Below are 16,386 nucleotides of genomic sequence, written 5' to 3'. Positions count from 1 at the left end.
AGATTCGAGACTTGCAAAATGATTGGAAAAAAGGGCTGAAATGACTCAGCCCGTCGTATTTCGTAAATCGTAATTCGTATTTATTTTATACTCCAAACAACAATCTAGTCGGATCTTCCAAGAGCTGCTTCACACGAACCAAGAAACTTACAGATTCTCTTCCGTCAATGATCCTATGATCATAGGAAAGCGCCACATACATCATAGGAAGGATTTTCACTTCTCCATTTACAGCCATCGGTCTCTCCACAATATTGTGCATACCGAGAATAGCAGATTGAGGAGCGTTGATAATCGGAGTGGACATCATTGAGCCAAACACACCTCCATTAGTGATGGTGAAGGTTCCTCCAGTCATCTCTTCGATGGAAAGCTTATTATCTCTTGCTTTGGTTGCCAATCTTACCACTTCCTTTTCAATCTGATCGAAGCTAAGTCCTTCTGCATTTCTGATTACTGGCACGACCAGACCTTTTGGAGCGGAAACCGCAATTGAAATATCACAGTAATCATTATATACGATCTCATTTCCGTCGATCTTGGCATTGACAGCTGGCCATTCTTGAAGAGCCACACAGACAGCTTTGGTGAAGAATGACATAAAACCAAGTCCTACACCATGCTTTTCTTTGAATTGCTCCTTAAACTTGGATCTCAAATCCATGATTGGCTTCATATTGACTTCATTGAAGGTTGTCAACATGGCTGTTTCATTTTTCACAGACACCAATCTTCTGGAAACAGTGCGTCTCAATGAGGACATTTTTTCTCTTCTCTCTTCTCTGGAACCTCCCTGAGTTGGTTTTTGAGCTGGAGCTTCTGCCTTGCTTTCCGACTTCGATTCTGTCTTTGGAGCAGGCGCAGATTTCTGTGCATTTTGAGCGTCCTCTTTTGTAATTCTTCCGTCTTTTCCAGTTCCTTTTACCTCCTCTGGCTTAATTCCTTTTTCAGAAAGAATCTTAGATGCTGCCGGAGAAGCATGACCTGTAGCATAGCTATCCTTATCAGAAGAAGATGAGTTTGAAGCGCTTTCGGAGCTGGACTTTTCAGAAGATGAGGAAGCTTCTGGTTCTCCTTCAGTCACTTCAATCTTGCAGATTAAACCACCGATTTCCAGCGTATCACCTTCTTTTGCCACATGTCGAAGTATTCCAGAAGCTTCAGCAGGCAATTCGAAGGTTGCCTTATCTGAATCCACTTCAGCAATGATATCGTCCAATTTGACATAATCGCCATCGGCTTTGATCCAATTTGCCAGCGTAACCTCAGTGATAGATTCACCAACAGTTGGCACAACCATTTCCTTTACTTCCCCTGTTTTAGAAGAGGAGGAAGAAGATGATTTAGACTTTTCCTCAGACTTTTTGGAGTCTTTTGACTCTTCACTTTTGACTCCTGAATCTGATTCTTCTATTACACAGATCACAGCGCCAATTTCCAATGTATCACCTTCCTCTGCTTTGATTCGTAAGGTACCTGCAGCCTCTGCCGGCAATTCAAAAGTTGCTTTATCAGATTCAAGCTCACATAGAACTTCATCCATCTGAACTGAATCCCCATCTTTTTTAAACCACTGGCCTATGGTTACTTCGGTGATTGATTCACCGACAGCCGGAACTTTGATTTCTTTGCTCATGTGTTTTTCTGTTGACTTTTACCAAAAAATGGCAAAAGAGGTAAAAGGAATATTCTGGATTTGCGGTTAATTACAGTTTTAATGCTTTGGAAACAATTGCTTTTTGCTCTTCTACATGGACTTTGTTATATCCGGTAGCTGGAGATGCACTCATTTTTCTGGCAATCACATCCATTGGAAGTTCTTTATGCAGCAGTCTCAACATATAATTCCAATAGCCCATATTTTCTGGTTCTTCCTGAACCCAAACTACCTCCGCATCTTTGTATTGTTTCAATGTTTCAAAAATCTGCTTTTTAGGAAGTGGATGTAGCTGTTCAATACGAACAAGCGCCACATTCTTCACTTTTTCTTTCTCTCTAGCTTCTTCTAGGTCGTAATACACTTTACCAGTACACAAGACCACACGCTTAACATCCTTGGTATTTACAGTAGTGTCAGGAATCAACTCTCTAAACTTACCCGAAGTAAATTCATCAATAGGTGACATCACCTTAGGGTGGCGTAGCAAGGATTTTGGAGACATCACAACGCAAGGCTTCCTAAATTCCCAAGCCAATTGCCTTCTTAATAAATGGAAGAAGTTGGATGGCTCGGTGATGTTAGCTACCACCATATTATATTCAGCAGAAAGCTGCAAAAATCTTTCCGGTCTAGCATTGGAGTGCTCTGGGCCTTGTCCTTCATATCCATGAGGAAGAAGCATTACCAGTCCATTTTGCTTTTGCCACTTGGATTCACCGGAGGAAATAAACTGGTCAATCATGGTTTGGGCTCCGTTTGCAAAATCACCAAACTGCGCTTCCCAAATGGTCAATGAATGCGGATTAGCCATTCCATATCCGTACTCAAATCCCAAAACAGCATATTCAGAAAGGAGAGAGTTGTAAATATGGAATTGTCCCTTTCTATCTTTCATTTCTTTTAAGGAATTGAAAGGTTGATTGGAATTGGCATCGTGTAATACTGCATGTCTGTGGGAGAATGTACCTCTTTGCACATCCTGACCTGTAAGTCTTACAGTTTTTCCCTCAAGTAATAAAGATCCATAAGCCAATAATTCAGCAGAAGCCCAGTTCAATGACTTGGACTTGAAGAACATGTCTTTTCTCTGCTTCATTTGAGCCTCAATCTGCTTGATTGGCTTGAAACCTTTTGGAATAGTCGTCAATGCTTCGGCAACTTGATCAATTACTTTGGCATCAACTCCTGTTTCTGGAGACTGATCAAAGTCTTCAGGCTTGGATCTTCTCAAGCTACCCCATTCTCTTTCAAACTTAGTAGCTTGATAAGGAAGTGGCTTTTCCTTTACCATGTTTAGACGATCTTGTAGAAGTTGTCTAAACTCTTCATCCATTTGAGATGCAATTTCGGCATCGATATCTCCTCTTTCGGTCAATCGCTTTACATAAATCTCTCTAGGGTTGGGATGCTTGGAAATAATATTATAAAGCTCAGGCTGAGTAAACTTGGGCTCATCAGACTCATTATGACCATGACGTCTGTAGCATACCATATCCACAAAAATATCTCTACCAAATTTTTGTCTGAATTCTGCCGCTAACTTCGCAGCGAAGACTACTGCTTCCGCATTATCACCATTAACGTGAATTACCGGAGCATCGATGATTTTAGCAACGTCTGTACAGTAGATGGATGACCTTGCATCATCAAAATCAGTAGTGAAACCTACTTGGTTGTTGATGACAAAGTGAATAGTTCCACCCGTATTGTAGCCTTTCAGACCAGCCATCTGAGTTACCTCATACACTATACCTTGACCTGCTACCGCGGCATCCCCGTGGATCAGGATAGGGAGTGCTTTTGTTTTGTCGCCTTTATGTTCTGAGTCAATTTTTGCTCTAATAAATCCTTCAACAACTGGGTTCACAGCTTCCAAATGCGAAGGGTTTGGCGCTAGTTTCAAGTGTACTTTTTTATCTTCAGGAGTGACTATATCAGAGGAGTAACCCATATGATATTTTACATCACCATCCCCCATGGTAAGATCTGGCTTGGCTGTTCCCTCAAATTCGGAGAAAATTTGCTCATAAGTCTTACCCATCACATTAGCAAGGACGTTAAGCCTCCCTCTGTGAGCCATTCCTATCATTACCTCTTCCACACCTCCAAGAGCAGCTGTATTAATCACAGCATCCAAGAACGGAATAGTGCTTTCGCCACCTTCCAAAGAAAAACGCTTTTGTCCAAGATATTTGGTGTGCAAAAAGTTCTCAAAAACAACCGCTTGGTTGAGTTTAAATAGAATTCTCTTTTTTTCGTCAGTGGATGGATTAAAGGCTAAAGCTTCTTTTTCAACTTTGGTTTTAAACCAATCCAGCATTTCAGGGTCTCTGATGTAGAGATATTCGAAACCCATTGGGCCCTCATATATGGTTTTGAGTGCATCTATTATCGCAGAGAGTTTTGCTTTTCCGATTCCAATTTCATTTCCCGCTTGAAATTCGGTATTCATATCATCTTGACCCAAACCAAAATCATCCGGATCAATCAGCGCCTTTCTATCTCTCCTTTCACGAACAGGGTTTGTTTTAGATCTTAAGTGAGCTCTTGATCTGTGAGCATGGATTAAAGCTCTTACCTTAATTTCTTTTGGAAGCTGCTCCATATCCATAATGGTACCTGGAGTGGCCAAAGAACCATTTTTCGGAGCAGATGCAGTAGAACCTGCAGCCTGGCCATTTTCGCCTTCTCCGTAATTGGTAAGGGCAAAATCAAATCCATCAAAAAATTCTTTCCAGCTAGGATCAATGGATTCTGGGTCTTGTTTGTAGGAATTATAGAGCTCATCTATATAGGAAACATGAGCGTTGGCGATGTATGAGAATTTGTCCATGGTTATTTTTTGAGAACAACACAAAACTACTCCCAAATGTTCAGATTAAAAAACCGCTTATTTGCTTTTCCAAATATACATATTAGATAAAAAAAGAGCGACAAAATTTGCCGCTCTTTAAATTCAAAAGAATTTTATTATCTCAATCCAGCAGGCCAAGGCTTACCAGAATTAGACTTAATCGTTACTAGACCAGTTTCTCCATCAGAGTTTAACCACTGAATTACAAGGTCCTGAGCATTAACACTTACTACAGTCATGGAGTAAGAAGCACTGTACTTATCAGATCCGCTCATGGTCAACTTACCACAAGCATCATTGATTCGTACGTTTCCACTACCCCAAGAGTCACCATAGCAGTTCCAGAAACCAAAGGTTCCGTCTGTGATTCTATAAGCGCCAGGAGTAGAAGCTATCGCTGTGAACGTAGTTGTTCCAGAGATAGTACCTGGGCAAGAGCCATAAATAGACTGCATGTTGGACTGAGTAAAGTTGTATGTACCTGCAAGGTCAGAAGGACAAATCACGCTCACATTGTATTGGAATGGAGAAGCGTAGAAAGGAGCACCAGCAACGTTAGTAGTAACGTTATCACTGGAGAATCTTCTGCCAAACTTATCATTCAATACTAATCTGAATTCGAATACATCCGCGCCTTCAATTTGAGCAGGAGTTAAACCTACCGCAGAGATGGCTTCAGAAGCAGGGATCTCAAAAGAAACTCTTAAGAATCTAGACTCTGAATTTGGTGCAAAATCAGATTTTTGAAGAGTTCTTACTAGAACATCGTTGGCTGGAGTATACTCAAGACCAACACCTGGGATCAATCGTCTGTGACGAACTCGAATTTCCACTGTTTCAACAGTGTTTCCATCCTCTGCATCCACGGCCTCCAAAGTCAAAGCAAATTTAGAATTCGCTAAATCAAAGAAGTTGAACGTTGTGCTTGTTCTTGAGATGGTTCTCAAATAAGCCGCCGTATCAAAGTCGGTATATGGAATATTCGGCTCTACAAAGTCTCTACAGGAGCTGAGGAAAATCAAAGCGCCCATCAGTAGACCGAAACTATATTTTATCATTTTCATATTTTTCAAATTTATCGGTTATTGAACCCAAGCGTTTCCTGCAGGATTTGTATCCCAAAATACTTGTACGGACTGATCAGGTTTTTGAACCGCTTTGGTATTTGTAACCATATAGTTGTTTGGATAGAAGAATGATCTTGGGAAAATTCCAGGATTCTGCTCCAAACCAGGTTGCATTGGTGAAGGCTTACCTGTTCTTCTATAAAGGTTATATGATTCAATTCCATTACCGTACAATGACAACCAATACTCTCTACCAATGACACCCATTTTAGCATCACTGGAAGCAGCAGCATCAAATTCATCTCCAACATATTTCAAATAATTGTCAATATTGGTAGTCAAATTGATACTCTGAGCGGTTAAGAAAGCATTGATAGCTCCACCTTCGGATGTGCCTCTACTAAAAGCAACAACATAATCCATGTGCTTCTTGATACCAGATAACAAATAGTCCTTAGCACTACCAGTTGTACCCAAAGTCTGCGCAGCCTCAGCTAACATAAAGTCAACATAAGCAGCCAACATGATTGGATGAATTCCAGCACCCTGAGCACCCAAAGATGGGTTGTTTACTGGAGAAGCAGAATTGTTATCAAATCTACCACCTGCAGGATAAACACCCCATGCAGTTCTCTTCAAGCCATCTGGTGGAATACCGTCTGGATCCAGGTGATCACGACCCCAATAACCTCTCTGACCAGGCAGACAGTAGATAAAATTACCTACTAAATAGTGAGGTGGTGGAATCTGCGTAATACACTCAATTTCATCTGGGTTGGTAGAGTTTACCAATACCTGACGATAGAAGTAGAATCTTGCGCGAGGATCATCAAAGCCTTTAGCTTCAGTCAAATGCCACATGTAGAAAGTAGACTGATAGTCTCCTCCACCCTGTGTATACTGACCGGCAAATCTAGGATGACGAGAATCCGGATCCGCTCTTGTGGTTCCGAAACGGAACACAAAATCATCACCAGTCTTTAGCATGTTGTCTTCCGCAATCAAAGCATTGATGGCGGAAGTAGCCCCTGCTCTGTCAACCAATTTTCTGTTTAAGTGGTATCTCAACTTCAAGGTGTTGATCATTCTCACCCACTTGGTGTAATTACGGTTGTAGTAATAATCATTTGGGGTACCAGAGGAAGGGTTAGCTGCAAAGTGAGCAGCTGCTTCATTCAGGGCCGCCAAAGCAGCATCATAAACAGCGGCGCCCTGGTCTACTGCAGGATTGAACTCGTTAGGGTCCAAAGCCTGAGAGAAAGGAACATCACCATAGGAATCAACCAAGTTGAATAAAACCATTGCCTTGATAGTCTTCGCAATTCCTAAGTGTCTTTGGAAGTTTGCTTCTTCAGCTAAAGGCTCCAAGAACTTGATATCTTGCAAAATATTGGCATATGCATTAGACCAATAACCATTCGTAGTAACCGGAGTATAAGCTCCTTCGTACTGCGCCGAACCTTGGTTGATAATACGAGTTAATCGCATTCCATCATCTCCAACCGTGTTGAAGAAGGACTGATAATCTAACTGAATTCTGTTTAACAGAAAGTCAGGAGAAGCTGTGTCTGCGTTTACAGCATTTGGGTTTTCCAACAAATCTAGATCACAGGAAACCGCAAACAGTGTGCTGACAGCCAGCAATAAACTATATATTCTTTTTTTCATCTTAATTTCTGTTTGGGGTTAGAATGTAAGTGTTACAGTACCACCAAATCTTCTTGAGCTAGGACCTGTCACAAAGTCAAATCCTAATCCGTTACCAACACCTGTTCCCAACACGTCTACGTCATAGTTCATGTTTGGAGGGAAGTTCAATGCAAGGAACCAAAGGTTTGTACCACTCAAGGCGATAGAAGCTCTCTTAAATGGAGTCTTTGACATCAAATTCGACGGGATTTGATAACCCAAAGAAAGTTCTCTCAATCGAATCATAGAACCATCGAATACGTTTGGCTCATCTGTTGCACCCTGATAACCTGCAAAGAAGTAATCAGAAGCAGTGATTTGAATATCGTTTGGAGTTCCATCTTCTTTTACACCTGGCATGATGAAGGTCAACTCTCTATCTACAACCGGATCTTTGGTTACACCTCTTGCTAGAGTTGCAGTCACCGTGTTAGAGAAAATAGCTCCCTTATGTCTGTATTCCATCATGGCATTCAAGGTAAATCCTTTGTAAGTAAAGGAGTTAATCCAAGAACCTGTCCAAGCTGGGTTTGGATCACCTAATACTTTTAATTCAGCAGAAGGCTTGTACAAACCATTGGAAAGAACAATTGGCTGACCAGTTTGCTCATCTCTTTCAAATCCGATACCCTTGATGATGTTAAATGGCTCTCCAGGAATCGCGAAGTTTCCTAGGGTAGTAAAACCAGCGACAACGATCTCTTCCAAACCTCCACCTAATTCGATGGTCTTAGATCTGTAAAGACCCCAGTTGATGGTAGAATTCCATGCAAAACCTGAAGCTGTAGATACTGGAGTCACAGTTGCCTGGAATTCAATACCTCTATTTCTGATTTTACCAATGTTGATAGCTGTTGAAGTAAATCCGGTAGCAGGATCAATAGGAGCCTGAGTAATCAAATCTCTTGTATTCTTCTGATACAAGGAAATGTCAAACTTCAATTTGTTGTTGAACATCACTGCCTCGATACCGAATTCAGTTTCTTCGTGTAACTCTGGCTTCAAATTAGGGTTACCCAACAGGTTGGATACAGAGTGAGTCTGGGTAACTGCTCCATCTCTCTCAAAAGCTCTAGCGCTTTGATTCAAAATGTTTCTCGTTCTATATGGAGAAGGGAAACCAGCTGAAGTACCGTACCCTAATCTCAACTTCAAATCATTGATAGTGCTGCTGTTCCAGTTGAATGCAGTACTAGGAAGGAAGGAAACTGATGCTCCTGGATAAAGGATTCTTCTGTTTTCTGGTTCAACTGTTGAAGTCCAGTCATTTCTCGCAGAAAGGTTGAAGAATAAGTAGTTTGAATAATCCAATGTTACGTTAGCATAAATACCCATTCTTCTTTCTTCCTGGGTAAAGTTCAAACCTCCACCGCTATATGCATCATTACTGGAGGAGTTGGTAAAGTTGGAGTGACGGAACAATCCGAAAGCCAACTGTCCTTGAGAAGCTACACCATTTTGAGCATAAGTGTCATATCTGGAGTTACCACCAATCAAAGCACTCATACCAAATTTATCGGAGAATTGCTTCTTCCAGTTGATGATCAAATCCTGGTTCCAGATACTATTTGTAACATTTACTGATCTGTAATAACCAGAAGTGGTTGCCAATGAAGAAGAAGGTCCTCCTCTATTGTATCTTAATTCCTGCAATTCTGTATACGTGTCCAAACCGATTCTATAAGTAATAGAGAAGTCATCGGTCAAGTCATAGTTAATTGATGTAGAATTGAAGAAACGCTGTACATCAGAAGTATTCTGATAATATTTAACCAACCAGTTAGGGTTAACAATATCATTACCCCCTCTGTAGTACACAGAGCTTCTATCAATTGGGTTTTCAAAAGGAAGACCACCCAAATCCACAGAACGAGGAGTATACAATACGTGAGCAAAAACAGATGGAATACCACCAGAAGGTCCGGAACCGAAGGCTGCGTTAACTGGAGGAGACTGTAGGTCTGTAATTGCGAAAGTGAAAGAAGATCTAACAGAAAGTTTGTCAGAAACTGCAGAGTTAACACCCAATCCGAAGTTGTACTTCTTCAATTCGTTACCTGGAGTAAATCCTTCTTCGTCAGTATAACCGAAAGAAGCGTTGAAGCTTGTCTTATCGGAACCACCTGCAACTTGAACAGATGTGTTAGAAATCAAACCAGTTCTGAAGAAAATCTCAGAAGGATCAGCATATGCCTTGTATTCATACTGTACTGGAGTGCCTCCTACAATTCCATCAACCCAGAACTGTGGGAAAGCTTCTCTTACTTTTTGTACAGAAGAAGTAGCATAAGGGTGGTTTACTGTTCTCCCTTCATCCATTCTTGGACCGAAGTTAGAGAAGAAGAAGCCAGGCGCTTGCTGGAAACCATTACCATAAACCTGACCATAAGTAGGCAAAGATGCCGCTTCGTTGGTAAATACAGATTGGTTAATAGTTACTTCAGCAGCTTTTCTTTTAGATGCTCCTGATTTGGTAGTGATCAAGATCACACCGTTTCTACCTTGGTCACCGTAAAGTACGGTTGCTGACAAACCTTTCAATACAGAGATAGCCTCAATATTGTTAGGGTCAATATCCAAGAAACGAGAAGATGTGGTCGCACCACCTGTAGTAAATCCGTTTTGGTTGTTTGTGCTAGTGTTGAAAGGAACACCATCTACGACGAATAGAGGCTGGTTAGAACCGGTAGCTGAGGAATAACCTCTAATTACCATGTTGGTACCAGAACCAGACATACCGTTAGTGGATGTAATGTTTACACCAGGCACTTTACCTTGCAAAACACGGGCTACGTCTTGCTCAGGTCTGTTCTCGAGTTGCTCATTACCTACAGAGGTAACTGCATAACCCAAGGCTTTCTTTTCCCTTTCAATACCAATCGCAGTTACTACCACTTCGGATAGTTGAGCTGCATCAGTTGTAAGGGTTACGTTAATGACGGTTCGGTTGCCTATCGCCTCTTCTTTGGATACAAGACCCACAAAAGAGAAAATCAGCACATTCGAACCCGCAGGCACGCTGATGGAATAATTACCATCCAAATCGGTGGTAGTACCCACTGTCGTACCCTTCACGAGGACGGTTGCACCCGGCAAGCCTAGTCCATCTTCGTCGGAAATTACCGTACCGGTAATTACCCGCTGTTGCGCCGACACCTCATAGCTGAGGGTCATGGTGAAAAGCGCAACAACAAAGAGTAAAGCTTTTCTCATAAGGTATTTAGTTTAGTTGATACGTAAAGAAAATCTGTTTCAATTGAATTTCAAAATATTCAAAATTTGAAATTATTATTCCATTTATTATGTATTTTATTGTTTAAACACAATTTTAAAATATTTTTAACCTTATTTTTCATACGATTAGTTAAATATTGACTATTTAAAGGCCATTTTGAAAATTAAGCGGTAGAAATTTTGTATAAGCGGTGTAAAAAGATGATTATTTGGCAAAGTATGGGTATTTAACAAATATTAACTGTTTTGCATGATATATACCCAGATGACAAAATTTTATTTTGATTTCTATTACAGGAAATATCATTTTTAAAAAAAATATTACACCGATTTATTTCCTAAAACCTTATATAGTTCTTTCAGGAATTGATTTTAAAAAATTTAACCTCTTTTAAAGGTTCTTAATCCAATTTTTATTTTGATGCAAATATCAACAACCTGGGGTATTTCAGAAAAAATTAAAAAAATCTCAAATCAGGGTTCAAATCTTTTATGATGACTTTATTTTTTTGCGAATTCAGAAAAAATAGGTTCAAAAAAATAATGTGAGACTGAATTTTAAAACGAATATCTTAAAGTAAGGGCAGCTTCATCTTCCCAAAGAGTAGTGAAATCAGCAAAATTATATGCGGGTTTCCAGTAAACTCCCAAATAAAAGTTACTCCGGTTGATATTATACTCTAAACCCACTATTGCATCTACTCCAAACACATTGTAATCCTGATCAATTTTGTAAACCCAAGGAGGTTCACCTTTCCCATCTTTCCACATTCCATAATGAGCCCCTCCACCTACATACCATTCCAATCCTTCAAATTCTCTGATATCCCAATGATGTTCATAAAGCAAAGCTCCAACCCAACCCTTCCATCGATTATATACCAATAAGTCTATGGCTCCTTGTTCGGAGATGAACTGCTTGACCGTTCCTCCCAAGTTGGTTCCCCCAACTACTCCCACCATGGTATTGTAAGCTCTAACTTGGGCTTTCGCAGAAGGAATTTGGAAAAAAACTACTCCTGCAAACAATAGCACAAACACAATCTTTTTCATCGACATTATAAATTCAAGACTAAAATGTAAGGACTTTTTGAGGATTTATACAAAAGTCCAATGGAATATCATGCGCTTCTTTAGGTAATTCTTTCTCTGGTCCAAAAAAACTCAAGCCAAGCTTAATTGGCTCATAACTCAACTCATACAAAAATTTATCATAATAGCCTTTACCAAAACCTAACCTTGCTCCACTTTCATCATAAGCTAATAATGGGATGAAAATCAGGTCTATTTCAGGCTTTTCTATCAAATCAAATTCCACAGGTAAAGGAATCCCCCACTTATCTTCAACAAATTCTACGTTTTTTGGGACGGTAATAGTTTGGAGCGTATTGGTTGAAACTTGTACCATGGAGGTATATAAAGGAACCCCTGCTCTCCAAAAAAACTCAACAATGGGAAAGGTATTTACCTCACGCTGCTTTTTTATCGGTAAAAAAATATGGACGCTATGGAATTTTTGATCCTTCAGCCATTCAGTTGAGTTTTTAAAAATTAATAAGGAAGCCTCCTCTAGCTCCTTATCGGATAAGGATTCCCGCTTTTCTTTATAAAGCCTCCTGTATTCATCTTTTTCAGTCCTCATATTTCAAAACCATCATTCTGAAATCCATAGGGTCAAAATTTTCAAATAGCTTCTGAATCAATAAATCATCTGCTAGATAAAATTGCATCATATTAACCACTCTCTCCTGAGGACTGCCATTGGGCTTGAGGTAGTCTTCTATATCATCTACTCGACCGAAGGCTATTTGATGTCTCTTTTCTTCAGCTTTGCGCAGCTTATCAGACATTTGATCCAAAATTTTCAAACTCCTCACCTTAGCTGCTTCAAAAGAGTCCTTTAGACTTTTCTCCAAAGATTCAGCCTCTTTCCCTCTATTATCAAAAAGTAATGCTACTTGTTTTCTTTCTTTTTCCATTTGAATGTCAGAAAGCGCGTTCTTAGCAACAAAATCCTTTTTCCACGCCTCTTTATCCATAAAAATAGCATGCTCATCCCATCCCAACTTTTCAATTTTTCTAAGAATTTCTTTACTCAAAATCAAAGCAAAATTCCTTGGTAACAATACGGGAAAGGGAGTTTGGAAATGATCAAATACACCCTTTAGCTGCAACCAATAGACTACCTCGGCAGGTCCTCCCAAATAGGCTAAATTCGGTAAAATCATTTCCTGATAGAGGGGTCTCAATACCACATTAGGGCTGAATCTCTCTGGATGCTCCTCCACCAATTTGAGAATCTCATCCTGAGAAAACTTCAAGTCTGAATTTATTACCAGATAAGAATTTCCATGCTTTTCTATTCGCTCTCGCAAGCCCTGATCCAAATAGAAAAAATTGATTTCTCTTGGAAATATCTGTCCGGAATAGCCTAAAGACTCCAAGGATTCTGTTTTCAATACCGCCTCTTTGTGGGGAGCATGATCGATCAAATCCGATTTAATTACCTCTTTAAATAGTCCTTTCAAACCCGCATCATGACCATCTACAATCAGCAAGCCTTTTACTCCAAATAATTCGTGAACATATTTTCTGACAGCTTCTTTTAGCGTCATGGAGCTGGAATATGCTTGCTTAAAAACATCATGTACAAAAGGAACCTCTTTCAAAAATTCCTTAAAACTGGCATCTAACTCAAAATCTCCAACAGCTCCGCTTTGATCGGAATTCCACTGATATTTTTTACCGTCTAATTTGAAATAATTGATCTCATCAAAATCATGATCTTCACTTGCCATCCAATAAACCGGGACAAAATGCTGATTAGGATATGCTTTGTTTAGCTCCTTGGCAAGTTTGATTGTAGATACGATCTTATAGATAAAATAGAGAGGCCCTGTGAATAAATTCAGTTGATGACCCGTGGTAACGGTAAAAGTGTTGGGCCTGGCAAGTGCTTCTAATTGTTTTTTTTCTTCTTCAAAAAGTTCAATTCCCTCGTATTGTTTGGCTAAGCTTTGACAGAGAATTTTCCTGTTGTTTTCTGGAAACTCTTTCTTTTCTATAGCCTGCTTGAAACTCTCGATTTTTGGCAGATGAGTATAAAATGGTCTCAATTCTGCTTTTCCCTCTATGTAATCCAAGAAAAATGATGAAAACTGATGAGTTTCTCTGAGTTCTACGCAGTATTTTTTCATGAGGGTGATTGGTAATTTCGTCTAGGCAAACTGATGGCTATTAGCCAAAGTTCGGTTTTTTTATTAAAAATCACGCTTTCTTACATCAATGGAAGATAGTTTCTATCAAATATCCCTAACAAAAGGAACAAATTCTCCAGATTTGACTTTTCACTAAAATATATGTCTCCATCAAAAAGCTTAGCTTTGCGACCTTATGCTTCAATACGAACGTTTTTTTCTTGACAATGGGCTTGAGCTAATTGTCCACGAAGACCAAAGCAGCAAAATGGCTGTCTTCAATTTATTATATAAAGTAGGCTCCAAAAATGAAAGCCCCGGAAAAACCGGATTGGCTCATTTCTTTGAACACCTGATGTTTGGGAGCTCTGCCAATATCAAGGTATTTGATAGAGAACTAGAACGTGTAGGCGGTAATTGTAATGCTTTTACAAGCCCTGATATCACCAACTATTATATGACTTTGCCGGCCTCCAATCTAGAAACAGCCTTTTGGTTGGAGTCAGACAGAATGCTTCAGTTGACTCTCAATGATAAAACCATAGAAACTCAGCGAAAAGTGGTCTTAGAGGAGTATAAGCAGCGCTATCTTAACCAGCCTTATGGGGATGTATGGCATCATTTGAGAGAATTAGCTTATGAGGTACACCCTTACCGATGGCCCACTATTGGAAAAAGTCCCGAAGATATTGAGGGGTATACCAAAGAGGATGTATGGGAGTTTTACAAGAAAAATTATGCCCCGAACAACGCCATTCTTGTTGTAGGAGGTGCTGTAAAAGCTAAAGAGGTTTTGGCCTTAGCGGAGAAGTGGTTTGGACCTATTCCAAAAGCCACACTTGCGCCTCATTTAATCCCGATGGAAAATGAGCAAAAAGAAAAACGTCAAAGAGCAGTGCATTACCCTGTGCCTACAGATGCGCTTTATAAGACTTTCAAAATGCCAGCAAAAGGGGAAGATGGCTTCTTAGAGGCTGATTTGATTAGCGATCTTTTGGGCTTTGGAAAGTCCTCTATTTTGGAGCAAAGGCTGGTAAAAAACGGAAAATACTTCGCTTCTGCCGGTGCCTATATTATGGGATCCAATGATCCGGGGTTACTGATTTTTTCAGGAAAAATGGAGAAAGGAGTTAAAGCTCATGAAGCTGAAAAAGCCTTAGACGAGGTATTAGCAGATTTCCTCTCTAAAGAGATTTTAGATGAGTCCCTGGAAAAAATCAAAAATCAAGGGAGAGCGATGAAAACATATGAGTCAATCCAGCTTACTAATAGAGTAATGAACCTGGCTTTTTACGCAAATCTGGGGCATCCCGACCTCTATTGGAAAGAATATGAGAAAAAGTCCTCCATAGAATCTTCACAAATAAAAAATTGGGCAAATAAACTTTTGGACGAAACCCAATCGTCCACTTTATATTATCAAAGCAATCAAGTATGAATGGATTTCGGATAGGGTTTGGATACGACGTACATCAGCTGAAAGAAGGATATGATTTTTGGCTGGGCGGAATAAAACTGGAACATGTCAAAGGAGCCGTAGGACACTCTGATGCAGATGTGCTGATTCACGTGATTTGTGATGCTTTGTTGGGTGCTGCAAATATGCGGGATATTGGCTACCACTTTTCGGATAAGGATCCCAAATACAAGGGAATTGATTCCAAAATATTATTGAGAGACGTCATGAAATTCATCAGGGATGAAGGTTATGAAGTTGGAAATATTGATACCACAGTTTGTCTACAAGTTCCTAAAGTAAACCCTCATATCCCTGCAATGAAAACATGCTTAGCAGAGGTGATGAGCTTACCAGAGTCCTCCATTTCTGTGAAAGCTACTACCACAGAGTGGCTGGGTTTTGTAGGAAGAGAAGAAGGGGTTTCGGCTTATTGTGTGGCTTTAATTTATAAAGTATGAGTGCTAAAGTGAAAATCATCACCACAGAAGATGGTTCCCATTCTCTGTATCATGAGGACCTCAAAGAAACCTATCATAGCTTTCATGGAGCTTATCGAGAGTCTCTTCATGTGTTTTTGATATATGGCTTGGATTCTTGGCTGGCAAGAAACCCCAGAAAATATCCCATACGGATTTTTGAAGTGGGTTTCGGAACAGGCCTGAATGCCTGGTTGACTTTAGTGTGGGCAGAACAAAATCAAATTCCGGTTCTATACCATACCATTGAACCTTTCCCGCTGGAAAAAAACATCTACAGTCAACTGAATTATATAGATCAAAACGATGCCATCTGGCATTATCATAAGTATTTCGAGGCACTACATCAGTTACCCTGGAATGAGGGAGGTCCTGTTTCGGAATATTTCAATTTCAAAAAAGATCAGGTTAAGCTGGAAGATGCCCAATTATACCCTTCTGACGTGGTATTCTTTGATGCTTTTGCCCCAAGCAAACAACCTGAATTATGGGCTAAGGATTTATTGGAAAAAGTTGAAAAGTCCATGCGTCCAGGCGCTGTGTTGACTACTTACTGTGCAAAAGGTCAATTTAAGAGAGATCTCAAAGAACTGGGACTAGATGTTCAAAACCCTCCTGGACCTCCAGGGAAGAAAGAAATGACAAGAGCCTGGAAAAGTGAAAATTCAGAAAGCTGAAATGTCAAAGGGCAAAGAAAGAAAACGAATAACTTTGGCCTTCCATTTGATACTTTTCAAAAAAACTAAATCA

General features: G+C 39.9%; 11 protein-coding genes. 3 read left to right on the top strand and 8 right to left on the bottom strand.

Going from position 1 to position 16,386, the window contains the following annotated elements; genetic code table 11:
• Positions 1-85: 85 nt before the first annotated feature.
• From odhB to bshC, 8 genes are all read right to left on the bottom strand, one after another.
• On the bottom strand, positions 86-1,636 hold the full coding sequence (gene odhB / locus FL972_RS10890; RefSeq protein WP_144605420.1) for a 2-oxoglutarate dehydrogenase complex dihydrolipoyllysine-residue succinyltransferase: 1,551 nt from the start codon (positions 1,634-1,636) through the stop codon (positions 86-88).
• Positions 1,637-1,706: 70 nt separating this feature from the next.
• Entirely contained in the window at positions 1,707-4,493 is a 2,787-nt protein-coding gene (locus FL972_RS10885; RefSeq protein ID WP_144605418.1) for a 2-oxoglutarate dehydrogenase E1 component, read from the bottom strand.
• A 137-nt stretch (positions 4,494-4,630) separates the two neighbouring features.
• Complete coding sequence (locus FL972_RS10880) at positions 4,631-5,578, bottom strand: hypothetical protein (RefSeq protein ID WP_144605416.1); 948 nt, start codon at positions 5,576-5,578, stop codon at positions 4,631-4,633.
• An 18-nt stretch (positions 5,579-5,596) separates the two neighbouring features.
• On the bottom strand, positions 5,597-7,249 hold the full coding sequence (locus FL972_RS10875; protein ID WP_144605415.1) for a SusD/RagB family nutrient-binding outer membrane lipoprotein: 1,653 nt from the start codon (positions 7,247-7,249) through the stop codon (positions 5,597-5,599).
• 18 nt (positions 7,250-7,267) lie between these two features.
• Positions 7,268-10,483 carry a SusC/RagA family TonB-linked outer membrane protein gene (locus FL972_RS10870; RefSeq protein WP_144605414.1) on the bottom strand — a complete coding sequence of 1,072 codons (3,216 nt, stop codon included), beginning with the start codon at positions 10,481-10,483 and terminating at the stop codon, positions 7,268-7,270.
• Between the two features lie 579 nt (positions 10,484-11,062).
• A complete protein-coding gene (locus tag FL972_RS10865; protein ID WP_091651054.1) occupies positions 11,063-11,557 on the bottom strand; it encodes a hypothetical protein in 495 nt (164 codons plus the stop codon).
• 19 nt (positions 11,558-11,576) lie between these two features.
• Positions 11,577-12,146 (bottom strand): 5-formyltetrahydrofolate cyclo-ligase, encoded by a 570-nt coding sequence (locus tag FL972_RS10860; protein ID WP_144605413.1) that lies wholly within the window; start codon positions 12,144-12,146, stop codon positions 11,577-11,579.
• A complete protein-coding gene (bshC, locus tag FL972_RS10855) occupies positions 12,136-13,701 on the bottom strand; it encodes a bacillithiol biosynthesis cysteine-adding enzyme BshC (protein WP_144605412.1) in 1,566 nt (521 codons plus the stop codon). Before bshC ends, FL972_RS10860 begins: the two co-directional genes overlap by 11 nt.
• Before the next feature lie 196 nt (positions 13,702-13,897).
• Here bshC and FL972_RS10850 point away from each other — a divergent pair, with 196 nt between their 5' ends.
• From FL972_RS10850 to mnmD, 3 genes are read left to right on the top strand one after another with little or no spacing between them, the layout of a single operon-like run.
• Complete coding sequence (locus tag FL972_RS10850; protein ID WP_144605411.1) at positions 13,898-15,139, top strand: M16 family metallopeptidase; 1,242 nt, start codon at positions 13,898-13,900, stop codon at positions 15,137-15,139.
• Positions 15,136-15,618: a 2-C-methyl-D-erythritol 2,4-cyclodiphosphate synthase gene (gene ispF / locus FL972_RS10845; protein WP_144605410.1), complete on the top strand. Its 483-nt coding sequence runs from the start codon at positions 15,136-15,138 to the stop codon at positions 15,616-15,618. The genes FL972_RS10850 and ispF overlap by 4 nt, the downstream gene beginning before the upstream one ends.
• Entirely contained in the window at positions 15,615-16,313 is a 699-nt protein-coding gene (gene mnmD, locus FL972_RS10840; protein WP_144605409.1) for a tRNA (5-methylaminomethyl-2-thiouridine)(34)-methyltransferase MnmD, read from the top strand. The genes ispF and mnmD overlap by 4 nt, the downstream gene beginning before the upstream one ends.
• Positions 16,314-16,386 lie beyond the last annotated feature (73 nt).

The sequence above is a fragment of the Algoriphagus algorifonticola genome, from assembly GCF_007655305.1.
Taxonomy (GTDB): Bacteria; Bacteroidota; Bacteroidia; order Cytophagales; family Cyclobacteriaceae; genus Algoriphagus; species Algoriphagus algorifonticola.
Note: the sequence above shows the minus strand (reverse complement) of the source record. Positions and strands in the feature narration are given on the sequence as shown.

What these genes read in the sequence shown, in the direction of transcription:
- FL972_RS10860 (WP_144605413.1), bottom strand. Translation starts at nt 12,146, where the DNA reads ATGAGGACTGAAAAAGATGAATACAGGAGGCTTTATAAAGAAAAGCGG.
- FL972_RS10875 (WP_144605415.1), bottom strand. Translation starts at nt 7,249, where the DNA reads ATGAAAAAAAGAATATATAGTTTATTGCTGGCTGTCAGCACACTGTTT.
- FL972_RS10870 (WP_144605414.1), bottom strand. Translation starts at nt 10,483, where the DNA reads ATGAGAAAAGCTTTACTCTTTGTTGTTGCGCTTTTCACCATGACCCTC.
- FL972_RS10850 (WP_144605411.1), top strand. Translation starts at nt 13,898, where the DNA reads ATGCTTCAATACGAACGTTTTTTTCTTGACAATGGGCTTGAGCTAATT.
- odhB (WP_144605420.1), bottom strand. Translation starts at nt 1,636, where the DNA reads ATGAGCAAAGAAATCAAAGTTCCGGCTGTCGGTGAATCAATCACCGAA.
- FL972_RS10880 (WP_144605416.1), bottom strand. Translation starts at nt 5,578, where the DNA reads ATGAAAATGATAAAATATAGTTTCGGTCTACTGATGGGCGCTTTGATT.
- mnmD (WP_144605409.1), top strand. Translation starts at nt 15,615, where the DNA reads ATGAGTGCTAAAGTGAAAATCATCACCACAGAAGATGGTTCCCATTCT.
- ispF (WP_144605410.1), top strand. Translation starts at nt 15,136, where the DNA reads ATGAATGGATTTCGGATAGGGTTTGGATACGACGTACATCAGCTGAAA.
- FL972_RS10885 (WP_144605418.1), bottom strand. Translation starts at nt 4,493, where the DNA reads ATGGACAAATTCTCATACATCGCCAACGCTCATGTTTCCTATATAGAT.
- bshC (WP_144605412.1), bottom strand. Translation starts at nt 13,701, where the DNA reads ATGAAAAAATACTGCGTAGAACTCAGAGAAACTCATCAGTTTTCATCA.
- FL972_RS10865 (WP_091651054.1), bottom strand. Translation starts at nt 11,557, where the DNA reads ATGAAAAAGATTGTGTTTGTGCTATTGTTTGCAGGAGTAGTTTTTTTC.